The sequence below is a fragment of the Cupriavidus sp. WKF15 genome (assembly GCF_029278605.1).
Taxonomy (GTDB): Bacteria; Pseudomonadota; Gammaproteobacteria; order Burkholderiales; family Burkholderiaceae; genus Cupriavidus.
Window position 1 is genome coordinate 2848857 of sequence record NZ_CP119572.1, and the last position, 21961, is coordinate 2870817.

The following is a 21961-nucleotide window of genomic DNA, read 5'->3' on the forward strand; positions in this document are numbered from 1 at the left end:
TTGCGGTCAGGCCGAGGCGCCGCTGACACCGGCACCGCTGAAGGTGGCCATCTCGTTCAGGAAGGCCGTGGCCGATGCCAGCAGCGGCCAGGCCAGCGCCGCGCCGGTGCCCTCGCCCAGGCGCAGGTCCAGCGCCAGCAGCGGCTCGGCCTTGAAATGATCGAGCAGCGCGCGGTGGCCACGCTCGTGCGAGCAGTGCGAGAACACGCAGTACTGCAGCACGCGGGCATCGATGCATTGCGCCACTAGCAGCGCGGCCGACGCAATGAAGCCGTCGACGAGGATCACCATGCGGCTCGCCGCAGCGGCCAGGAAAGCGCCCGCCATCATCGCGATCTCGAAGCCGCCGAATGCGGCCAGTACATCGAGCGGCGCCACGGCGTCCGCGTGCAGTGCGAGCGCGCGTTCGAGCACCTCGCGCTTGTGTGCGAGTCCCGCATCGTCGAGCCCCGTGCCGCGGCCGATGCAGTCGGCCAGCGGCAGACCCGTGAGCCGGCTCATCATGCAGGCCGCCGACGAGGTGTTGGCGATGCCCATCTCGCCGAAGCCGATCACGTTGCAGCCCTGCTGCGCGGCGCGCAGCACGCGCGCCATGCCGGCCATCATCGCCGCGCTGGCTTGCTCCGCGCTCATGGCGCGCGTTTCGGCAAAGTTCTGCGTGCCGTCGGCGATCCGGCAGTTGACCAGTCCCGGCGACGCGGGCAACGGCGCGCGCACGCCGGCATCGACGACCTCGAGTGCAATGCCATGCAGGCGCGAGAACACGTTGATGGCCGCGCCGCCGTTCAGGAAGTTCAGCACCATCTGCGCCGTGACTTCGGCCGGATAGGCGCTGACGCCCGCGTCAGCGACGCCGTGATCGCCCGCGAAAACGATCACGGTGGGGCGTTTGAGAGAGGGCTGCGTGGTGCCACAGATCAGGCCGATCTGCATGGCAAGGTCTTCCAGCCGGCCGAGCGCGCCGAGCGGCTTGGTCTTGTCGTCGATGGCGGCCCGCAGGGCCGGACGCAGCGCGTCGTCGAGAGGGGCGATTTCGGGGAACATCATGATGCGCAATGAGTACGAGTAAAAACGGACCGGCCGCAGTGTACCGCTACATCTCCACGCCGCGCTGCGCCTTGATGCCCTGCTGGAAGGCGTGCTTGACAGGAACCATGTCGGTCACGGTGTCGGCCGCCTCCACCAGTGCCGGTGGCGCCCCGCGGCCCGTGACGACCACGTGCTGCATCGGCGGGCGCGCACGCAGGTCGGCGACGACCTGCTCCACATCAAGATAGTGCAGCTTGAGCGCAATATTGAGTTCGTCGAGCAGCACGAGCCCGATCGACGGGTCGCGCAGCATGCCCCGGGCCACTTCCCAGGCCGCTTCGGCCTTGGCCACGTCGCGCGCGCGGTCCTGCGTTTCCCAGGTATAGCCTTCGCCCATTACGTGGAAAGCGCACTCGTCGGGAAAGCGGCGCAGGAACATTTCCTCGCCGGTAGGCTGCGCGCCCTTGATGAACTGCACGACGCCGGTGCGCATGCCGTGGCCCAGCGCGCGCACCACCATGCCGAAGCCCGAGCTGGACTTGCCCTTGCCGTTGCCGGTGGTGATCACGATCACGCCGCGCTCGTCCTGCGCGGCGGCGATCTTCGCGTCGACCACTTCCTTCTTGCGGACCATGCGTGCCTTGTGGCGCGCATCGCGGCCGGCATCGTCCTGGCCGCTGGTCTGTTCCGTCGTGTTGTCGTTCGTGTTGTCGTTCGTGTTGTCGTTCGTGTTGTCGTTCATGGTTCGTCGTGCGATGACCCCGCCGGGCGGGGAGATCCATCTGGAATCAGCGCGGTGTGCACACCGTCCGTGACGCTGACGATCGGCGTGCGCAGCGCATGCGAGCATTGTTCGGGTGTCAGCACCTGATGCGCCGGCCCATGCAGCGCGGTGCCATTTTCGGCCATCAGCAGCGCATGGGTGGCATAGCGTCGGGCCAGGTTCAGGTCGTGCAGGATCACGACGATGGCGTGGCGGCCGGCGCGCGCCAGCGCCGCCAGCGCTTCGAGCACCATGATCTGGTGGCGCAAGTCCAGGTGCGAGACCGGTTCATCGAGGAGCAGCAGCGGCGCCTGCTGCGCCAGCACGGCGGCCAGCGCCGCGCGCTGGCGTTCGCCGCCGGACAACGTCAGCACATCGCGTGCGGACAGGGTGTCGAGATCCATCGCATGGATGGCGGCGCGCACCACGGCATCGTCGTCCCGGCCGGCCCAGCCCCAGCCGGACAGGTGTGGATGGCGGCCGACGCGCACGGCATCCAGCACGGACATCGAGAAGGTGTCATGCACCGCCTGCGGCAGATAGGCGCGCTGGCGGGCCAGTGCGGCCGGCGACAGGCGCTCGAGCGGCGTGCCATCCAGGCTGGCGCCGCCGGCATCCGCGCGGCGCAGGCCGGACAGCACCGCCATCAGCGTGGACTTGCCCACGCCGTTGGGCCCGGCCACGCACCAGAGCTGGCCCGGCGCGATCTCCAGCGACAGGCGCTCGAGCAGTACGCGCGTGCCGGTGCGCAGGCTCACATCACGGAGCGCCAGCGTCGGGCATGCGGCCGCGGGTTCTGACCATGACGTCATCGTGGCCTCCGCAGCAGCAGGTAGAGGAAGGTCGGCACGCCCAGCAGCGCGGTGATGACACCCACCGGAAGCTGCGCGGGCGCGATCACGGTGCGGGCGATCAGGTCGGCAGCCATGAGCAGCGCGCCGCCAAGCAGCGCCGAGGCCGGCAGCAGCAGGCGCTGGTCGTTGCCCCAGGCGAGGCGCACGAGATGCGGCACCACCAGGCCGACAAAGCCGATGGAGCCGGCGGTCGTGATGGCCACGGCGATCGACAGCGAAGCGAGCAGGAACGTGGCCAGGCGCACGCGCCCGACTCGCACACCCAGCGATTGCGCCACGGTTTCACCGAGCAGCATCACATTGAGCGAACGCGCCATCGGCATGGCCAGCAGCACGGCAAGCAGCAGCATGGCGAGCGCGGCACCATATTCGGCCGTACCGCCCAGATCGCCCGTGAGCCAGAAAAGCATGCCGCGCAGCCGGGCCTCGGGCGCAATCGCGAGGATCAGCGTGATCAGCGCGCCCCAGCCTGAAGCCAGGATCACGCCAGTCAGCAACAGGCGCGCCCCGGCCTCATGGTGTCCGCCCTGTACCTGCGGATGCAGCAGATCGCGCCGCGCCAGCGTGGCAACCAGCACCATCGAAAGCAGCGCACCGCCCGCCGCACCGCCCTGCACGGCCCATAGCGGCAGCATCATGAGCATCGCCCCAAGCGCGCCGGTGGCGGCGCCGCCGGATACGCCCAGTACATACGGTTCGGCCAGCGGATTGCGAAGCAGCACCTGCATCAGCGCACCGGACAGGGCCAGCAAGCCGCCGCATGCGAACGCCGCCGCCGCGCGCGGCAGGCGCAGGTCGCGCACGATGGCACCGGCGGTGCCGGTGTCGGCGCCGGTCAGCGCCTGCCAGAGCTGGCCGGCATCCATGCGCACGCTGCCCAGCGCCAGCGACAGCAGGAACACCGCCACGACCGCGGCCGCGAGCGCCAGCCATACCGCGAGGGCGCGCCGGAAGTCAGACATGGCGCGCCATCCGGCCCGTCACTTCTGGCGCCAGCCCAGCGTGATGTAGCCCGCCCTGCCCTGCGTGTTGTACGGGAAGGCAAGCTGGTAGTTCTTGTCGAACAGGTTTTCCACCCGGGCAGCGACGAACCATTGCTTGTCGATGTTGTAGCGCGCGTTGAGGTTGACGATACCGTATCCGCCCAGCGTGCGCGAGCCCGCGTCCAGGCGCGACGACGACAGCAGCCACTCGCCGCCGAAGCGCCAGTTGCCGAAATTGCGGCCCACGTCGAATGCGGCATGGCGGCGCGCACGGCGCACGAGCTGGGTGTTGGTCTGCTCGTCGACCGGGTTCTGGAACGTGACGCTGGCACCGACATCGGTGTTCCATAGTGTCGCGCGCCAGGAGGCCTCGAGGCCCTGTACCTTGGCCTTGTTGACGTTGCTCGGCAGGAACATGCCGTTGGGCTGCGCCACCGTGACGATCAGGTCGTTGTAGCGCGTTTCAAAGGCCGTCACGCGCAGCAGGCCGGCTTGCGGCGTGTTGTACTGCACCCCGGCTTCGGCCGACTTGGCGCGCTCGGGCTGCAGGTTCGGATTGCCGAAGCCCGGGAAATACAACTCGTTGAAAGTCGGCGCGCGGAAGGCGTTGCTGACGCTGGCGATCAGCTTGAGCGCATCGGTCAGGTTGTAGCCATAGCCGGCAAAGAAGCTGCCCTGGTTGCCGAAGTCCGAGTAGTGGTCGTTGCGGCCGTTGAGTTGCAGCTGGTGCTTGCCGAAGCGGCCATCATAGCCGCCGAACACCGAGAAGACATTGCGCGAGGGCGCGACGTACGAATTGGAATCCAGCTCCTGCTGCAGGTAGTCGGTGCCGAACAGCAAGGTGTGTGTCGGTGCCAGCGCGTACTCGTTCTGCCAGTTGAACTGGCGGTTGCGCGTGTTGAAGGTGCCGTTGTTCACGCCATTCAGGAAGTTCTCGCTGCGGTCCTCGCTCTGCGCCAGCTTGAAGTGCGTGGCCCAGTCCGGCAGCACCTTGCCGTTGACGAAGGCCGACACGGTGTACAGCTCGCTGTTGGAGCGGTTGTCGTCGGTGGGCCGGCCGAAGCTGCTGTCGTACGACAGCTTGCTCTTCGAATAGTAGCCGGCCACGCCCGCGTCCCAGTTCGGCGTGAACTGGTGCTTCACCTGCGCCGATACGCTCTGGTTCTCGTACGGGTTGTCATTCGGGTTGGCGCGCGGCGCCTGCTTCGTGTTGATCGACGAGAAGCCGTCGGTCTTGAACGCGGAGCCGGTCACGTTGAACGAGGTGTCGCCGATCTGGCCGCCGTAGCCGACCGTGCCCTGGCGCGTATTGTTGCTGCCGTATTCGACCTGCGCGTTCGCGGCCGGCGCCTGGCCAGCACCGCTCTTGGTGAAGATCTGCACCACGCCGCCAATTGCGTCCGAACCGTACAGCGCCGACACGTTGCCGCGCACCACTTCGATATGGTCGATCTGGTCGGGCAGGATATTGGCCAGCTGCGCCGTGCCGCTGCTCACCGAAGACACGCGCACGCCGTCGATCAGGATCAGTGTCTGGTTGGAATTGGCGCCGCGCATGAACAGCGAGGTGTTCGTGCCCATGCCGCCATTGGTGGTCAGCTCCACGCCGGCCTGGTTGCGCAGCAGCGTGCGCAGGTCCGGTGCCTGCGAGTTGACGATATCTTCCTGCGTCACAACCGTGGTATGCGGCAGGGCCTCGGTGAGCGGCTGCGCGGTGCGGGTCGACGTGACCACCACCGGCGCGAGTTGCGCGGGCGCGGCGTCGGCGGCCGGCTGGGACGCGCCCGGCATCCCGGCGGTCTGGGCCACGGCAGGATTCAGGGCAAGGGAAGACAGGGCAGCCAGCACGACAGCCACGGACGGACGCACCGTCGGCAGCGCCGGACGGTTCGACCTGTAAAGCGATGAACGCATGATGCAGGAATGGATAGGACAGCCAGACCCGTTCCCCCGCGGGCCAGATGGCGATGAGGCGTGCCGCGCAGGGGCGGCAGCCCGCGTTCAGGCCGGTATCCGGGCTGGCGACGCCAGGCTGGCCGCCTTCCCGAACGCTTGAGGTTCAGTGGCGATGGGCCAGCCCTGCGATGCCGTGTGTGGGCAGGCATCGCGGCCGCTTACCGTTGCGGGGGCAGCACAGGTTGGCCTGGCCGAGCTGTCTGTCGGCCGCGGCTCCCTGTTTCCCGTTGAACTGCCACCCTGCCGCGGGCACGATGGCGAGCACCTGGAACGAGCGCGAGTGTAGGCAGTTTCCCTAGCTGAGTCAATGCGCCCCCGGACCGCCCTTGACGACGCATGAATGGCGCGCAAACGACGCGCAAACGGCGAATTCGGCGCAGAAGCCTGCAACTTCCGCGCGCCATGGCGGTCACATCCGCCTTGCCTTTCATTGTGCGCGACGACGCTTCGGCTAGAATCGCGATACCTGACACCCTTCACCATGACAGGCCCTATGCTTAACGAACTCGAACAGCTGGCCGCCAAGATCGGCCGCGTGCTCCATCACGCGGACACCCTGGCGGCGGAGAACCAGCGGCTGCGCGACGAAATCGCGCGCCTGGAAGGCGAGGCCGCACAGTTGCGCGGCGAGCGCGAAGCGATGGCCGCCGACCGCGAGCTGCTCAATATCAAGATCGAGGAAGCGCAACTGCGCATCCAGTCCATCCTGGACAAGCTGCCCACCGCGGGCGATTCGCGCCAGCTCGACCTGCTCGGCGAGGACACCGGGTCCTCGGCCCAGGAACGCGCCGCGCACAAGGCCTCGGGAGAACACGCATGAGCAACAAGCAAGTCGAAGTGAATATCGCCGGCCAGCCCTACCGCTTCGCGATCTCGCCCGAGAACGAGGCCGCGCTGCTGGAGGCGGTGGCCCTGGTGGACACGCAGATGAACAAGCTGCGCAACAACGCCTCGGCCAAGGGCGTGGAGCGCGTGGCGGTGATGGCGGCGATCACCATCGCGTCCGACCTGCTGGCCCTGCAGCGCAAGCAGCAGGCGGACGGCGCAATCCCCGTCGATGCCATCCGCGCGCGCATCCGCGAGCTCAACGAGCGCGCCGACGAGGCCTTGCGGCAATATGCGCATGTTGGCACCGGCACGCAGGCGCAGCCGAACTGAGCGCGCTCGGCACCGATGTGCGCTGGATGCCGCGCTGCTCTGCAAAATGTAACTACGCGGTGCGGTGGACTTGGTATGCAACACATCGAGGTGTATAGTGTAGCCAGACTGCACGGGGCACCACAGACGTGCAGCAAAATGGCCGGGTTATCGCGCCTGGCCGCCGTTCTCATCCCATCCTAGTTCGAAACGGCAAACGTCTGACATCCCGCCCGCGAGTCCGGTTTTTGGTCACGTCGGGGTGTCCGGAGCGTCAGACGTTTGACAGTTTCCCTGCCTGGTTCGCGAGGGTCATAAACTCCTTGAACCGATATGCATCGCATGGTGCGGGATCATGTCGTATGGGCGAGCGCGTCGCCGCACTCATAGTCCGGGCCTGGCTTGGACTCCCTGAGTGGGTGATGTACCCGAAATACGACTTCCGCAGCCACTCTGAACCTCACTTGGGTTCAGGATGCCGACCCAACGGCCGAGGCGGGGACCCCTCAAAAAAGGCGGTGGTTTCACAGACCACCGCCTTTTTTCTTGCCGGTCGCTGCCGCGTCGCGCGTGCAGCGCGTATTGCAGACACCCGCACCCGACTGCCATGAGCCGCGCAGAAAACAACCGCACGGAAAAAGCGCCCGCACGTGCCCGCCAGTACTGGCTGATGAAGTCCGAGCCGGACGAAGCCAGCATCGATACCCTTGCCACGGAAGGGACATTGCCGTGGACCGGCGTGCGCAACTACCAGGCACGCAATTTCATGCGCGACGTCATGCGCATCGGCGACGGCGTGCTGTTCTACCACTCGTCCTGTCCGGAACCCGGCATTGCCGGGATCGCCGAGGTCTGCTCGCAGCCCTACCCCGATCCGACCCAGTTCGATCCGAAGAGCCATTACTACGACGCGGCATCCAGGGCAGACGAACCGCGCTGGCAGCTCGTCGACGTGAAGTTCGTGCGCAAGAGCGCACTGATCCCGCTGGCGGAACTGCGCGCGCATGAGGAACTGGCCGATATGGTCGTGCTACGGCGCGGCAACCGGCTCTCGATCACGCCGGTCACGCCGGCCGAATGGCGCTTCATCACCACGCGGCTGATGGGCTGATTCGCGCTGCCCGACAGCGGCAGACGCATCCACAACCACCAGCGACGCTGCGTTTTTCTTTTCCCATGAGTCTTGCCCTGATTCCCGCCCTGCTCGCGCTGGGCGCCTTTACCGGTTTCTGCGCCGGCCTGCTCGGCGTGGGCGGCGGCATGATGATGGTGCCCTTCCTCACGCTGCTGTTCACGAGCCTCGGCTTTGCCGGCGAGGCCATCGTGCACATGGCCATCGCCACGTCGATGGGGACCATCCTGTTCACTTCGCTGTCGTCGGTGCGGGCCCATCACAAGCGCGGCGCGGTGCGCTGGCCGATCGTGCTCGCGCTGGCGCCGGGGATCCTGCTGGGCGGCATGATCGGCGGCGGCAAGGTGTTCGCCGCGCTCAAGACAAGCTGGCTGTCGCTGGCATTTGCCTGCTTCGTCGGCTTCTCGGCGCTGCAGATGCTGCGCAGCCGGCGCCCCGAGCCAAGCCGCCAGTTGCCGGGAGTGCCGGGCATGGTGGGCGCGGGATCGGTGATCGGCTTCCTGTCCAGCCTGGTCGGCGCGGGCGGTGCCTTTGTTTCCGTGCCGTTCATGACCTGGTGCAATGTGCCCATCCACAATGCAGTGGCCACCTCGGCTGCACTGGGCTTTCCGATTGCGGTAGCCAGTGTGCTCGGCTACATCTGGAGCGGCTGGCAGCAGCCGGGCCTGCCAGTCGGCTCGCTCGGCTATATCTACCTGCCGGCGCTGCTGGCGATTGCCATCGCCAGCGTGCTGACGGCGCCGCTGGGTGCGCGCACCGCGCACCGCATGGACGTGGCGCAGCTCAGGAAGGCGTTCGCGGTGTTACTGCTATCCCTGGCCAGCTACATGTTCTGGAAGGCCTGGAGGGCATTCTGACGGGACCGCCGCGCGCCGGCCGTACCGGGAACGATTGCGGGGAGTTCGCGTCTCATACCCATCACTTTGACTGGGAGAACAAGATGAAACAACTGCTTGCAGCCACCCTGCTCGGCACCTCGGCGCTGGTCGCATCCGCGCAAACCCTGCCGGCGCCGGCCGGCGTGCTGTCCCTCTCGGCACAGGCCGTGACCGAAGTGCCGACCGACGTGGTGCACCTGACACTGGCGGCAGAGCAGGAAGGCGCGGAGCCGGGCGCGATCTCGTCGCAGCTCTCGACCCGCACGCAGGCCGTCATCAACCAGGCCAAGCGCACGCCGGGTGTGCAGGCGGAGTCTGGTGGCTTCACGATCCGCCCGAGTACCGACCGCAACGGCCGCATCAGTACGTGGCGCGGCCGCTCGGAAGTCATCCTGCAGTCGCGTGATTTTGCCGCCGTGTCGAAGCTGGCCGGTGAGCTGGCCAACCAGATGCAGGTACAGGGCATTGCGTTTTCGCTGTCGCGCGAAGCGCGCCAGGCCGCCGAGGGCAAGCTGACCGAGCAGGCCGTGAGCGCATTCCGCGAAAAAGCGCAGTCCGCCTCGAAGCTGTTCGGCTACAGCAGCTATACGATCCGCGAAGTGAACGTGAACGAGAGCGGCATGGTGCCGCCGATGCCGCGCATGTATGGCGCTGCCAAGGCCATGATGTCCGACTCCGCGGCACCGGTACCCGTCGAGGGCGGCAAGACGCAGGTCACCGTGTCGGTGAATGGCTCGGTGCAGATGCTGAAGTAAAACCCGGGCGGCCGGCCGCGCTGGCAGGCCGCCCCGCCGCCGTTCAGAGCGCGGCGAACTGCTGCCGCAGCACGTTCTTCTGCACCTTGCCCATGGTGTTGCGCGGCAGCTCTTCCACCACGTGCACGCGCTTGGGGACCTTGAAGTTGGCGATGCGGCCCTTGAGCGAGCCGATCAGATCGCCCTCGTCGAGGTCGGCGCCTGGCTTCTTCACCACTACCGCCACCACCGCCTCGCCGAAATCGACATGCGGCACGCCGATCACCGCGCTCTCGGCCACGCCCGGCATCTCGTCGATGAAACTCTCGATCTCCTTCGGATAGACGTTGTAGCCACCGGAGATGATCAGGTCCTTGCTGCGCCCGACAATGGTCACATAGTTGTCCGGCACCGGACGCTCGCCGGCCTGGCTGACGATGGCGCCCCCAAAGCGGCCCACGTCGCCGGTCTTGAACCAGCCGTCCGCGGTGAATTCCTCGCGCGTCTTCTCCGGCATGCGCCAGTAGCCCTTGAACACGTTCGGGCCCTTGACCTCGATATTGCCGATCTCGCCGATCGCGCTGGGCCGGCCCTCGCCATCGACCACGCGCACCGACACGCCGGGCAGCGGCATGCCGACAGTGCCGCCGATGCGTTCGCCCAGCGCGCTGTCGTACGGGTTGGAGACCAGCATCACGGTCTCGCTCATGCCGTAGCGCTCGAGGATGGTGTGGCCCGTGCGCTTGCGGAATTCTTCAAAGGTCTCCAGCAGCAGCGGCGCTGAGCCCGAGACGAACAGGCGCATGCGGCGGCAGGTGTCGTCGTCGAAGCGCGACTCCTGCAGCATGCGCACGTAGTAGGTCGGCACGCCCATCATCACCGTGGAACGCGGCAGGAATTTCAGCACCTGCGCCATGTCCAGCTTCGGCGCCCAGATCATCTTGGCACCGGCCAGCAGCGCGCCGTGCGAGGCGACGAACAGGCCGTGCACGTGGAAGATCGGCAGCATGTGCAGCAGCACGTCGTCGCTGCGCCAGCCCCAGTATTCGTGCAGCGTCTGCGCGTTGGAGGCCAGGTTGCCGTGCGTCAGCATCGCGCCCTTGCTGCGCCCGGTGGTGCCGGACGTATAGAGGATGGCCGCCAGGTCATCTTCGGCGCGCTGCTCGGTCTCGAAGGTATCGGGCCGGGCCGCGGCGCGCGACAGCAGGGAGCCGGTGCGGTCTTCGTCGAGTGTGAAAACGTAGCTGGTGCCGTGGCGGAAGGCCACCTTCGATACCCAGCCGAAATTCTTGCTGCTGCACACCACCACCGACGGCTCGGCATTGCCGACGAAGTAGTCGATCTCCGCTTCCTGGTAGGCCGTGTTCAGCGGCAGGTAGACATAGCCGGCGCGCAGCGTGGCCAGGTAGAGGAACAGCGCTTCGGGCGATTTCTCCACTTGCACGGCCACGCGCGCGCCTTCGGGCAGGCCCAGGCCGGTCAGCAGGTTGGCCAGCTTGGCGGTGGCGCGGTCGAGATCGTCCCAGCTGTAGTACAGGCCGTCGTGCGTCTCGATACAGCAGGCGCTGCGGTCGGCGGGAAAGCGGGTTTCGAACAGTGCGAACAGGTTGGCGTTCATGGTGCGGATGAAGAAAGACTTCCGGCATCCAGGCGCGGAAGGCAATGGACGATTGGGCGATGGACGATTGTAATGGGGAAACGCGCTAGTTCCCTTCGAACCGCGGGGGGCGGCGGGCCAGGAAGGCCGCCACGCCTTCGGCATGGTCGCCGCCTTCGGCGTAGGCGAAATGCGCGGCCAGTTCCTTGGCGCTCAGCGGCTCGGGCTGCGGCGACAGGCGGCGGATCGTGGCCTTGTTGATGCGCGCCGCGACGGGTGCCCCGGCCGTGATCCTGCGCACCGTGGCATCGACCTCCGCCGCCAATGCGCCGGCCGGCACCACGCGAGTCAGCAAGCCCTTTTCGCGCGCCTCGGCCGCATCGAAGACGCGGCCCTCGAGCAGGATCTCCAGCGCGACGGCACGCCCCGCCAGCGCGAGCAAACCCTGCAGTTCACCCGGCGCCATCGGAAAGCCGAGCCGGTTGATCGGCACGCCGAAGCGGCTATTGTCCGCCGCGATGCGCAGGTCGCAATGGCAGGCGATCTCCAGCCCGCCGCCGACGCATACGCCCTCGATCATCGCCACGGTCGGGTGCGGGCAGCCGGCAATGGCCTCCAGCGCCGGAGCGATGATCTCCATGTGGTAGCGGCGCACCGCGGACTCGTCGCCGCGCACGATGGGGAACTCGGCAATGTCGGCGCCGGCGGCAAAATTGCCATCGGCGCCGCGCACCACCACGCAGCGCAGCGAGGTGTCGGCCGACAGCCGCGTGAAGCCGTCGGCCAGCGCCAGCCACATCTGCGCCGAGATGGCGTTGAGCTTGCCCGGGTGCGACAGCGTGACAGTAGCCGTGGTGCCTTGGGCTGCGAACTCGACAGTACCGCTCATCGCTCAGTCGATCTTGGCGTCGGAGAGCTGCACCACCTGGGCCCAGCGCTTGATCTCGCTGCGCTGGAACTGGGCGAACTGCTCCTGGGTGAACTGCGGCGTTTCCGAGCCATTGCTGATCCAGACCTGCTTGAGCTCGGGCGTATTCAGGGCCTTCTCGGTCTCGGTGTACAGGCGGTCGACGATCTCCTTCGGCGTGCCCTTGGGCACCCACATCGCGTACCAGGTCGACACCTCGTAGTTCGGCACGCCCGCCTCCGCCGCGGTCGGCACATTCGGGAATGCCGGCGAGCGCTTGGCCGATGCCACCGCCAGCGCCTTGATGCGGCCGGCGCGAATATGTTGCGCGGATGAGCCAAGGCCGTCGAACATCATGTCGACCTGGCCGGCGATCAGGTCCGACAGCGCCGGGCCCGCGCCCTTGTAGGGAATATGCGTGATCAGGGTCTTGGTCTGCAGCTTGAACAGCTCGCCCGCGAGATGGTGCGAGGAGCCGTTGCCCGCCGAGCCATAGTTAAGCTTGCCCGGATTCTTGCGTGCGTAGTCGAGCAGTTCCTGCAGCGTATTGGCGTGCACGCGCGACGGGTTCACCACGATGACCTGGGGCGGCTGGGCGATCACCGTGACGGGGATGAAATCCTTTTCGATGTCGTAGTCGAGCTTCTTGTAGAACGATGGCGCAATCGCGTGGTGCGCACCGCCGATAAAGACCGTGTATCCGTCCGGCGCGGCCTTGGCCGCCAGGCTCGCCCCAAGGGTGCCGCCGGCACCGCCGCGGTTATCGATCACGAACTGCTTGCCGAGCTGCTTGGAGAGCTGCGCGGTCAGCGGGCGCGCGAAGGCGTCGGTGCCGCCGCCTGCGGGGAACGGCACGATGACCGTGACCGGCTTGGACGGCCAGGTATCCGCCAGCGCGGACGGCGCCTGCCATGCCATGCCGGCAAGGCCAGCGACCACGACGGCGGCGCGCGCGCACGCGGCCAGGCTGAACTGACGAAGATTCATCTTCACTGCCTCCTCTTTCTCTCGAAGTGGAAAGTTGATCCGGATACTGCTTGTTTTGCTCGTTGCGCTCGTTGCGCTTGTTGTAAATCCCGACAAATGCCGTACCTGGTGCTCAGCAAACGGCGGTGCCATGGCATGTTGTTCGTGACCTGACCCGAGTCACAGCAGCTTCCCCACGGCACGGCTGATGCGCGGGTTGCCTTCGCCAAGGCGCGCTAGATTGTCATCCAGTGCCTCGGGCGCGTAAAGGTAATTCACCATCATGCCGCACGATTGTATGCAGCCTTTTCGCGACAGGTCCGCCCCCCAGTTAAGCCGTTCCACGCACGCACCATTGCCAAGGTGGAAACGCGCCACCGGATCGGCGGGGAAGGACTGGCTGCGCTCGCGCACGAGGTAATGGGCGGCCAGCGACAACGCGGTGTCACGCACCACGGCGTCCTGGGAATCGGGCGGCAACGCCTCGAGCCAGCCCGCGCCGCCGGCTGGCGCCGGGCCGTGCCGGTCCTGCCAGCGCGCCAGCCGCTTTGGTCCCAGCGCGCTGGCCACGGCGGCGCCGTCCTGCTTGCGCAGCCAGTCGGCAAACCCGGGGATCGGCGACAGCGTCGCGAACTGCCGGACCTTGGGAAACTCGCGCTGCAGCTCCTCGATCACGCGCTTGAGCAGGAAATTGCCGAAGCTGACGCCGCGCAGCCCGGCCTGCGTATTCGAGATCGAATAGAAGATGGCCCACTTCACGCGGCGCAGGTCTTCGAGCGGCGCGGCTTCGTCGAGCAAAGCCTGGACGTTGGCCGCCATCTCCGGCACGAAGGCCACTTCCACGAAGATCAGCGGCTCGCGCGGAATGCGCGGATGGAAGAACGCATAGCAGCGCCGGTCGGAATCGAGGCGGTTGCGCAGATCCGTCCATGACGAGATTTCGTGGACGGCTTCGTACCGGATCAGCTTCTCGAGCAGCGAGGCCGGCGAGTCCCAGGTGATGGGCTGCAGTTCGAGCAGGCCGACATCGAACCAGTTCGAGAACAGCGCCTCGAGGTCTTCGTCGAGCACGCGCAAGCCGGGAATGCGCCGTTGCCAGCGCAGCATATCGGCGCGCAGGCGGATCAGGAAATGCAGGCCGCACGCGCTGTTGCCACGCTGGCCATGCAGCGCGGCCAGGCGCTTGAAGAAGCGGATGCGCGCATTGGACAAGGCCTGGCTCAGGCCGGAGCCGCCGCGTGCCGGCTTGCCGGGCTTGTCCGCGTCCGCGGCACCCTCATCCGGCCCCGTACTGCCGGCCACTTCCGCCAGCACTTCGAGCATGCCGCGGCGCATGCCCTCGTCCGCGGCTTCGTACTCGGATTGCCAGGCCTGCGCGGCGGCGTTGGCGTTGCTGTCGGTCAGCCGCGCATCGAGGCATAGCCGCAACTGGTCGCGCTGGCGGCGCGCCACGCGCGCGGGCAGTGGCGCGGCCTCGGCATCCTTTGCCGGTGCAGGAGCCGCGTCGGCATCGCCCTTGCGGCCCCACCAGCGCCCGATCCTCGACAAGAGATTGGGGCCTGACGGTTCGCTGACGCCCAAGGGGGCGCTGATCTTGTGGTCGCCGGAGTCGAGGGAGCTCATGGGATACCTGCCTTGGTGCGTGACGAAATCTTCGGGAACTCGTGCGGCGCGGCCGCTTCGGCCGTGGCGGTGCGGTCCAGCGCCGTCAGTGCGGCACGCTGGCGCAGCAGATGGGTCTTCATCAGGGCTTCGGCGCCTTCGGGATCATGCGCCTTGAGCGCCGAAAAAATGCCCAGGTGTTCGGCGCAGGACTCATGAATGCGCCCGGGCAGCTTCAGGCTCTTGTGCCGTGACAGGCGCAGCACCTTGCGCAAGTCGCTGATCAGCCCGGAAAGCCAGCGGTTGCCGGCCAGACGCTGGATGGCTTCGTGGATCTGGAAATTGGTTTCGTAATAGGCATCGATATCGCCTGCGCCGGCATGCCGCGCAAGCTCGGCGTGCAGCCCTTCCAGCGCTTCAAGATCCTGCGCGGTGGCATTGCGCGCGGCCTCGTAGGCACAGCGCCCCTCGAGCAGCGCCATGAGCGGAAAGATCTCGTCGAGATCGCGCTCGGACAGTTCATTGACGAAGCAGCCGCGCCGGGGCTCGAGCCGGACGAGCCCTTCGGCGGCCAGCACCTTGAGCGCCTCGCGCAGCGGCGTGCGCGAGATGCCGAGCTGGGCGGCCAGCGCGCTTTCGTCGATCCATGCCCCCGGTACGAGCGCATGCGCGTCGATCATGCCGCGCATGCGGTCCGCCACCTCGAGGTAAAGCGCCTGCTGGACGATACGCATAAGCCTCCGCCAGGATCGATCCGGGGCCCCTCCCGCACCATGTGCAGGTCGCCCGATAATTCATAATTATGAATAATCGGAAGTCTCAGGCAAGGCATTTCGATGTTGCGGCGCGCAACAGAAAAGAAACATAAGCGGCTGGAATGAGCCAGAGGTGCGGCGGGCGCATGCCAGCCTCCCTGCCAGCATGCGCCCGCGCCTGAAAGAACTGCTGCGGACTATGTCATCGCCGGTCGCTGCCCCGACGGCATCGGCCTGCGTGGGTCATGGACTACCGACGCTGACCCTGCGCCCCCCTTGATCGCGCACAGTGTGGTATGCGCGGATTTTCCCGTTTGCCGTCGTTTTGTTGTCCGGTGCCCCTGTCTGCCTGCAGGTCCTCCCCGGCCCCGTCCTTCGCGAGCTTCGGCATGGCCCGCATTCTTGTAACAAGATAGTTAGCGAGTATCGTGCCACGTGGCATAAGTCATTGTTTTTATTGATGTTGAGAATGGGAAACTTGTTACAAAGCCGTATTCATGTAACAGAATGTATCTCAGCTGTTACGACCAAAGTCTCAGGGACGCCATCTTGCGGCTTTCGGAGTTTCCCCGCAAACCTTGGCATTTGTGGTGAATTTGCCAGTTCAGGCACCTGCAGTATGTGGAGTAAGGCACAATCGACACGCGCAAAATGGTTGCGCTGATGAAACAACTTGGCCTCGGGGCCGCCATCCGACCAGACGGGAATTCCGACCATGCAAACCGGCGACACCAGCGCAGTCCCTGCTTCTCCCGAAACGCCCGACAGCGGCCAGGCTCCGGCGACACGCCCGATCGAGCCCAGGGCCTTGCGGCTCGCCTTCACAGGCACGGGATCGGAGTATTTCCGCATCTGGATCGTCAACACGCTGCTGACCATCGTCACGTTCGGCATCTACTCCGCGTGGGCCAAGGTCCGCACGCTGCAGTATTTCTATCGCAACACCAGCCTGGACGGGGCCACATTCGATTACCACGGCCGGGCAGCAGCGATTCTCAAGGGACGCGCCATCGTGTTCGTGCTGGCGTTCGCGTTCCAGCTTGCCGGCAAGGTGTCACCGATGCTGGCAGCACTGCTGGCCCTGGCGCTGGCGGCGGTGTTCCCGCTCCTGCTGGTCCGGTCGCTGCGCTTTCGCATGGCGAACTCGAGCTATCGCGGCCTGCGCTTTGCCTTCACCGGCGGCGATGCCGAAGCGTACAAGGTATTCGTGCTGTGGCCGCTGCTCACGGTATTCACGCTCGGTGCGCTGGCGCCGCTCGCGCACCAGCGCCTGAAGCACTACCAGCACAATCACACGCGTTTCGGCACGGCGCCATTTGCGTTCGATGCATCGGCCGGCTCGTTCTACGGCGTGTACCTGCGCACCTTCGCCATGACGATCGTGGTCGTGCTGGTCGCGGTGGCCGGCGGCATCGCGCTGGGCTTCAGTGCCGGATCGGGCCGCGGCGCCGCGGTGTTTGCCGGCTTGCTCGGCACCCTCGGCATCTATGTCGCCTTGCTGGCCGTCGGCCCATACTTCAATGCCTCGCTGCAGAACCTCGTGTGGAACCACACCACGCTGGCCCCGCACGGTTTCCGCAGCGAAGTGAAGGCAGGCCGCCTGTTCTATATTTTCCTGACGAACATGATTGGCATTGCACTGACCCTGGGACTGTTCCTGCCGTTTGCCCGGGTCCGGTCCGCGCGTTACCGCGTGGAATGCATGTCGCTGCTGGCGCGCGCGCCGCTGGACGCCTTCGTCGCGGGCCAGGCCGAGAACGTCGGTGCGCTCGGCGATGCCGCGGCGGACTGGTATGACATCGACATTGCGCTCTGAGCCTGCGTGCACAGCCAGAGCCGGAAATGACTCACCGATGAAATTGCGCCGATGATTCCCGTCACCTACTTCGATGGCCGCTCGTCGCGGGCGCACCCGGCCACACTGGCCGTGGACGCCGGGCAGGCCGTGCTGCGCGATGCCGATGGCGCGGAGCTGCGGCGCGCGGCGCTGTCGTCGCTGCGCGTATCGGAGCGGGTACGGCGCGCGCCGCGCCTCGTAACGTTCGCGGACGGCGCCTTCTGCCAGGTCAGCGACCACGCTGCCTTCGACAGCCTGCTCGCCGCGACGGGGCATCAGGAAGGCTGGGTGGTCAAGGCACAGAACAGCTGGCGCATGGCGGGCATGGCAGTGGCTGCGCTGGTCGCCGTATTCGTGCTGGGCTACTACGTACTGCTGCCGTGGGGCGCGTCGCATATTGCGCGGGCGGTGCCGCCCGCGCTCGAGGCACAGCTCGGCCGTGCCACGCTGGCCAGCCTGGACAACGGGGTGGTCGAGCCCACGCGCCTGCCCCCTGCGGAACAGGCCCGCATCCGCACAGGCTTCGCCGGGCTGAAGCGGCCGGACGATCCCGGCCATGACTACCAGATCGTGTTCCGCCGGGGCGGGCGCCTGGGCGCCAACGCGCTGGCCCTGCCCGGCGGCACCATCGTGGTCACGGACGAACTGGTGGGGCTGGCCGGCACGGGCGCCGGCATGCTCGGGGTGCTCGCCCACGAGGCGGGCCATGTCGCGCAACGCCACGGCCTGCAGCAGGTCATCCAGGCTTCGGCCGTCGGCGCGCTGGCTGCGTATATGTTCGGGGACTTTTCTTCCGTGCTGGCCGGCGTGCCCGCCGCGATGCTGACGCTGCGCTATTCGCGCGAGCACGAACGCGAGGCCGATGCCTATGCGATCGAGGTCATGCAGCGCAACCGGCTGCCGCCGTCAGCGCTCGCCGATGTCCTGATCGCGCTCGGGAACCAGAACCGTGGCGCGCACAAGAACGAGCCTGCTGCCGGCGCCAAGGCGGAGGGCCCTGCGCTGGACGATTTCCTCTCCACGCATCCGCACACGCACGAACGGATCGAGGCATTGCGCGCGGCAGGCCCCTGACGCCGCGCGAACGTACCGTCAGGAGCCCGATCCCGCCGCGGGCTGTTCCTCGCCGGAACGCGCCTGCCGGCGATAGGCCCACACCACCATCGCGATACCGGCCAGGATCATCGGCAGGCTCAGCCACTGGCCCATGGACAGGTGCAGCGCCAGCAGGCCCAGGAAGTTGTCCGGCTCGCGCGCGAATTCGGCGGCAAAACGGAAGCAGCCATAGCCGATCAGGAACACGCCGGACACTGCGCCCATCGGCCGCGGCTTGCGCGCGAACAGCCACAGGATGATGAACAGCGCCACGCCTTCGCCGGCGAACTGGTAAAGCTGCGACGGGTGGCGCGGAATGTTGTCGCCCGCCTGCGGGAAGATCATGCCCCACGGCAGGTCCGTGGGCCGGCCCCACAGTTCGCCGTTGATGAAGTTGCCGATGCGGCCAGCGGCCAGCCCGCATGGGATCATCGGCGCGATGAAGTCGGTGACTTCGAGCCAGTGGCGCTTGCGCAGACGCGCGAACAGCCACATCGCGACCAGCACGCCGAGAAAGCCGCCATGGAAGGCCATGCCGCCCTCCCACACCTTGAAGATCTCCAGCGGATGCGAAAGGTAGTAGGACGGCTTGTAGAACAGCACATAGCCGAGCCGCCCGCCCAGGATCACGCCCAGCACGCCGAAGAACAGCATGTCGTCGAGGTCGCGCGTCACCCAGCCCTTCGCCGCCATATGCGGCTGGTGGATGCGCAGGCGGCCGAACCACAGGAACATGATGAACCCGGCCAGGTACATCAGCCCGTACCAGCGGATGGCAAGCGGGCCAAGATGGATGGCAACCGGATCGAATTGGGGATGAATCAGCATGGTGAGGTGGGTGGAAGTTATAAAGGCCCGGCAGCCGCGGATACCAAAGATCCCTCGGACGCCAGCCCGCTCGCGATGTCGATCAGGGAACGCAGCGCCGGCGCGACACCGGCGGCGCCTTCGCGCCAGGCCAGTCCGGTCTCGATCTGCGGCCCCGCCTCGCGCAACGCGAGGTACGACACGCCGGTGCGGCGAAGGTTGCAGAGCGAGGCCGGCACCAGCGCCACCCCCATGCCTGCAGACACCAGGCTCACGATGGTCTGCATCTGGATGGCTTCCTGCGCGATCACCGGCGTCAAGCCGTCGCGCGCATAGTAGCCTGTAATGATGTCATAGAACACCGGCGCGCTTCGGCGCGGGAAAATGATCAGCGGCTCCTGCGCGGCGTCGCGCAGCGAAACCTTGCCATCCACCGGTACGTTGCCGTGCGCGGGCCGCCAGCCATCCGGCACCGCCAGCACGAGCGGCTCGCTGATCAGCGGCAGGTAGGACAGGCCGTGCGGCATGGCCGGCCATTGCGGACGGATGACCAGCCCGGCGTCGATGCTGCCGTCGATCAGGGCCTCGAGCTGGATATCGCTGGTGGCCTCGCGCAACTGCAGCTGGACCTCCGGATGCTGCGCGCGGAAGCGCCGCAGCAGGTCGGGCAGGATACCGTAGTCGGCCGTACTGACGAACGCCAGCGCGAGCGAGCCGATCTCCCCGCGCGCGAACCGCTGCGCGAGCCCTGGCAGCGCCGCCGCGTCCGCCAGCACGCGCCGGACCTCCGGCAGCCACTGCTGACCGGCGGGCGTCAGCATCACTGAGCGGCGCGTGCGTGCGAAAAGCTGCACGCCGATTTCCTCCTCCAGCGCCTGGATCTGCTGCGAAAGCGGCGGCTGCGTCATGGCCAGCCGCGTGGCCGCGCGCCCGAAATGCAACTCTTCCGCTACCGTGACAAAGTACCGCAGCTGGCGCAGGTCCAATGGTCCTCCTGATATGTTTTTCGACTCAATAACGGTCAAATAATATATTTGACACGCCAAAACGCAAGTCGCATTCTTTCGGCACAACATCGCTCTGCCTGCGCCCGCACGGCGGCCTGGCGGCCGAAAGACATCCCCCGGAGACCCCATCATGGCATTCAACAAGCGCTCCCAGAACATCACGCAAGGCGTGGCGCGTTCCCCGAACCGCTCGATGTACTACGCGCTCGGCTACAAGAAGGAGGACTTCGACAAGCCGATGGTCGGCATCGCCAACGGCCATTCGACGATCACGCCGTGCAACGCCGGCCTGCAGCGCCTGGCCGATGCCGCGATCGATGCCGTGAAGGCCGCCGGCGCCAACCCGCAGGTGTTCGGCACGCCGACCATCTCCGACGGCATGTCGATGGGCACCGAGGGCATGAAGTACTCCCTGATCTCGCGCGAGGTCATTGCCGACTGCATCGAGACCGCCGCGCAGGGCCAGTGGATGGACGGCGTGGTCGTGATCGGCGGCTGCGACAAGAACATGCCGGGCGGCATGATCGCGCTGGCGCGCACCAATGTGCCGGGCATCTATGTCTATGGCGGCACCATCCGGCCCGGCAACTGGAAAGGCAAGGACCTGACCATCGTGTCGTCGTTCGAGGCGGTGGGCGAATTCACCGCCGGCCGCATGAGCGAGGAAGACTTCGAGGGCGTGGAACGGAACGCCTGCCCGTCCACCGGCTCCTGCGGCGGCATGTACACCGCCAACACGATGAGTTCGTCGTTCGAGGCGCTCGGCATGTCGCTGCTGTATTCGTCGACCATGGCCAACCCCGACCAGGAGAAGGTCGACAGCGCGGCCGAATCGGCGCGCGTGCTGGTCGAGGCCGTCAAGAAAGACATCAAGCCGCGCGACATCATCACGCGCAAGTCGATCGAGAACGCGGTCAGCCTGATCATGGCCACCGGCGGTTCGACCAACGCCGTGCTGCACTACCTGGCGATCGCCCACTCGGCCGAAGTCGAATGGACCATCGACGACTTCGAGCGCATCCGCCGCAAGGTGCCGGTGATCTGCAACCTGAAGCCGTCGGGCCAGTACGTGGCCACCGACCTGCACAAGGCCGGCGGCATCCCGCAGGTCATGAAGATCCTGCTGAAGGCCGGGCTGCTGCATGGCGACTGCCTGACCATCACCGGCCGCACGCTGGCCGAGGAACTCGAGCACGTGCCCGACCAGCCGCGCGCCGATCAGGACGTGATCATGCCGATCGAGAAGGCGCTTTACGCCGAAGGGCACCTGGCCATCCTGAAGGGCAACCTGGCCGAGGAAGGCGCCGTTGCCAAGATCACCGGTTTGAAGAACCCGGTCATCACCGGGCCGGCACGGGTATTCGAGGACGAGCAGAGCGCGATGGAGGCGATCCTCGCCGACAAGATCAACCCAGGCGACGTGCTGGTGCTGCGCTACCTGGGGCCCAAGGGTGGGCCGGGGATGCCGGAGATGCTGGCGCCGACCTCGGCCATCATCGGCAAGGGGCTGGGCGAGTCAGTGGGCTTCATCACCGACGGCCGCTTCTCGGGCGGCACGTGGGGCATGGTGGTGGGCCATGTTGCGCCTGAAGCGTATGTAGGCGGGAATATCGCGCTGGTGCAGGAAGGGGATTCGATCACCATCGACGCGCACAAGCTGCTGCTGCGGGTGAATGTGTCGGATGAAGAGTTGGCGCGGCGCCGGGCTGAGTGGAAGCAGCCAGCGCCGCGTTATACGCGGGGGGTGTTGGCGAAGTTTTCGCGGTTGGCGTCTACGGCGAGTAAGGGGGCGGTGACGGATTAATTGGGCTGGCTGGCGGGGGTGCTTGGCAAGCGCCGCTGTTTCGCCGGCGTAGCCGGCGATGAAACAGCCACGCCTGCCAAGAACGAATGCACCGAATGCACCAATCCCGACCAGAGCA

The 21961-nt window shown here is 66.7% G+C and carries 20 protein-coding genes, 1 other RNA gene and 1 riboswitch; of the genes, 9 read left to right on the forward strand and 12 right to left on the reverse strand.

Annotation, left to right across the window (positions count from 1 at the left end):
* Nucleotides 1-6 precede the first annotated feature (6 nt).
* The 5 genes from cobT to CupriaWKF_RS13215 all read right to left on the reverse strand — a co-directional run bounded on the left by cobT (nucleotide 7) and on the right by CupriaWKF_RS13215 (nucleotide 5543).
* Nucleotides 7-1047, reverse strand: coding sequence for a nicotinate-nucleotide--dimethylbenzimidazole phosphoribosyltransferase (gene cobT / locus CupriaWKF_RS13195; protein WP_276098305.1), 1041 nt, complete (start codon nucleotides 1045-1047; stop codon nucleotides 7-9).
* 46 nt (nucleotides 1048-1093) lie between these two features.
* A complete protein-coding gene (gene cobO, locus CupriaWKF_RS13200) occupies nucleotides 1094-1663 on the reverse strand; it encodes a cob(I)yrinic acid a,c-diamide adenosyltransferase (RefSeq protein ID WP_276100804.1) in 570 nt (189 codons plus the stop codon).
* A 104-nt stretch (nucleotides 1664-1767) separates the two neighbouring features.
* Nucleotides 1768-2604 carry an ABC transporter ATP-binding protein gene (locus CupriaWKF_RS13205; protein ID WP_276098306.1) on the reverse strand — a complete coding sequence of 279 codons (837 nt, stop codon included), beginning with the start codon at nucleotides 2602-2604 and terminating at the stop codon, nucleotides 1768-1770.
* Nucleotides 2601-3608, reverse strand: a complete 1008-nt coding sequence (locus tag CupriaWKF_RS13210) for an iron ABC transporter permease (protein ID WP_276098307.1) — start codon at nucleotides 3606-3608, stop codon at nucleotides 2601-2603. The genes CupriaWKF_RS13205 and CupriaWKF_RS13210 overlap by 4 nt, the downstream gene beginning before the upstream one ends.
* 18 nt (nucleotides 3609-3626) lie before the next feature.
* Nucleotides 3627-5543, reverse strand: a complete 1917-nt coding sequence (locus tag CupriaWKF_RS13215) for a TonB-dependent receptor (RefSeq protein ID WP_276098308.1) — start codon at nucleotides 5541-5543, stop codon at nucleotides 3627-3629.
* Nucleotides 5544-5615: 72 nt separating this feature from the next.
* Nucleotides 5616-5869: riboswitch (cobalamin riboswitch) on the reverse strand.
* A gap of 209 nt (nucleotides 5870-6078) precedes the next feature.
* Between CupriaWKF_RS13215 and CupriaWKF_RS13220 the strand changes: the two genes are divergently transcribed.
* The 6 genes from CupriaWKF_RS13220 to CupriaWKF_RS13245 all read left to right on the forward strand — a co-directional run bounded on the left by CupriaWKF_RS13220 (nucleotide 6079) and on the right by CupriaWKF_RS13245 (nucleotide 9487).
* Nucleotides 6079-6405 (forward strand): hypothetical protein, encoded by a 327-nt coding sequence (locus CupriaWKF_RS13220; protein ID WP_276098309.1) that lies wholly within the window; start codon nucleotides 6079-6081, stop codon nucleotides 6403-6405.
* The gene (locus CupriaWKF_RS13225; RefSeq protein ID WP_276098310.1) at nucleotides 6402-6743 is read left to right on the forward strand and encodes a cell division protein ZapA; all 342 of its coding nucleotides are present in this window, start codon (nucleotides 6402-6404) and stop codon (nucleotides 6741-6743) included. The genes CupriaWKF_RS13220 and CupriaWKF_RS13225 overlap by 4 nt, the downstream gene beginning before the upstream one ends.
* A 267-nt stretch (nucleotides 6744-7010) precedes the next feature.
* Nucleotides 7011-7228: non-coding RNA, 6S RNA (ssrS, locus tag CupriaWKF_RS13230), on the forward strand.
* A 101-nt stretch (nucleotides 7229-7329) separates the two neighbouring features.
* Nucleotides 7330-7833: an EVE domain-containing protein gene (locus CupriaWKF_RS13235; protein ID WP_276098311.1), complete on the forward strand. Its 504-nt coding sequence runs from the start codon at nucleotides 7330-7332 to the stop codon at nucleotides 7831-7833.
* A 65-nt stretch (nucleotides 7834-7898) separates the two neighbouring features.
* The gene (locus CupriaWKF_RS13240; RefSeq protein ID WP_276098312.1) at nucleotides 7899-8711 is read left to right on the forward strand and encodes a sulfite exporter TauE/SafE family protein; all 813 of its coding nucleotides are present in this window, start codon (nucleotides 7899-7901) and stop codon (nucleotides 8709-8711) included.
* 83 nt (nucleotides 8712-8794) lie between these two features.
* The gene (locus CupriaWKF_RS13245; RefSeq protein WP_276098313.1) at nucleotides 8795-9487 is read left to right on the forward strand and encodes an SIMPL domain-containing protein; all 693 of its coding nucleotides are present in this window, start codon (nucleotides 8795-8797) and stop codon (nucleotides 9485-9487) included.
* 43 nt (nucleotides 9488-9530) lie between these two features.
* Here CupriaWKF_RS13245 and CupriaWKF_RS13250 read toward each other — a convergent pair whose 3' ends face one another.
* From CupriaWKF_RS13250 to CupriaWKF_RS13270, 5 genes are all read right to left on the reverse strand, one after another.
* Nucleotides 9531-11084, reverse strand: coding sequence for a malonyl-CoA synthase (locus tag CupriaWKF_RS13250; protein ID WP_276098314.1), 1554 nt, complete (start codon nucleotides 11082-11084; stop codon nucleotides 9531-9533).
* 85 nt (nucleotides 11085-11169) lie between these two features.
* The gene (locus CupriaWKF_RS13255; protein ID WP_276098315.1) at nucleotides 11170-11952 is read right to left on the reverse strand and encodes an enoyl-CoA hydratase-related protein; all 783 of its coding nucleotides are present in this window, start codon (nucleotides 11950-11952) and stop codon (nucleotides 11170-11172) included.
* A 3-nt stretch (nucleotides 11953-11955) separates the two neighbouring features.
* Complete coding sequence (locus CupriaWKF_RS13260) at nucleotides 11956-12957, reverse strand: tripartite tricarboxylate transporter substrate binding protein (protein WP_276098316.1); 1002 nt, start codon at nucleotides 12955-12957, stop codon at nucleotides 11956-11958.
* A gap of 159 nt (nucleotides 12958-13116) precedes the next feature.
* Nucleotides 13117-14559: a malonyl-CoA decarboxylase family protein gene (locus CupriaWKF_RS13265; RefSeq protein ID WP_276098317.1), complete on the reverse strand. Its 1443-nt coding sequence runs from the start codon at nucleotides 14557-14559 to the stop codon at nucleotides 13117-13119.
* A complete protein-coding gene (locus CupriaWKF_RS13270; RefSeq protein ID WP_276098318.1) occupies nucleotides 14556-15272 on the reverse strand; it encodes a GntR family transcriptional regulator in 717 nt (238 codons plus the stop codon). Before CupriaWKF_RS13270 ends, CupriaWKF_RS13265 begins: the two co-directional genes overlap by 4 nt.
* 736 nt (nucleotides 15273-16008) lie before the next feature.
* On the opposite strand from CupriaWKF_RS13270, the gene CupriaWKF_RS13275 reads away from it, so the two are divergent.
* Entirely contained in the window at nucleotides 16009-17109 is a 1101-nt protein-coding gene (locus tag CupriaWKF_RS13275) for a YjgN family protein (RefSeq protein ID WP_276098319.1), read from the forward strand.
* Between the two features lie 51 nt (nucleotides 17110-17160).
* On the forward strand, nucleotides 17161-18204 hold the full coding sequence (locus tag CupriaWKF_RS13280; RefSeq protein ID WP_276098320.1) for a M48 family metallopeptidase: 1044 nt from the start codon (nucleotides 17161-17163) through the stop codon (nucleotides 18202-18204).
* Nucleotides 18205-18222: 18 nt separating this feature from the next.
* Here CupriaWKF_RS13280 and lgt read toward each other — a convergent pair whose 3' ends face one another.
* Nucleotides 18223-19053: a prolipoprotein diacylglyceryl transferase gene (gene lgt, locus CupriaWKF_RS13285; protein ID WP_276098321.1), complete on the reverse strand. Its 831-nt coding sequence runs from the start codon at nucleotides 19051-19053 to the stop codon at nucleotides 18223-18225.
* 17 nt (nucleotides 19054-19070) lie between these two features.
* The gene (locus CupriaWKF_RS13290) at nucleotides 19071-20018 is read right to left on the reverse strand and encodes a LysR family transcriptional regulator (RefSeq protein WP_276098322.1); all 948 of its coding nucleotides are present in this window, start codon (nucleotides 20016-20018) and stop codon (nucleotides 19071-19073) included.
* Nucleotides 20019-20169: 151 nt separating this feature from the next.
* Between CupriaWKF_RS13290 and ilvD the strand changes: the two genes are divergently transcribed.
* Complete coding sequence (gene ilvD, locus CupriaWKF_RS13295) at nucleotides 20170-21843, forward strand: dihydroxy-acid dehydratase (protein ID WP_276098323.1); 1674 nt, start codon at nucleotides 20170-20172, stop codon at nucleotides 21841-21843.
* Nucleotides 21844-21961 lie beyond the last annotated feature (118 nt).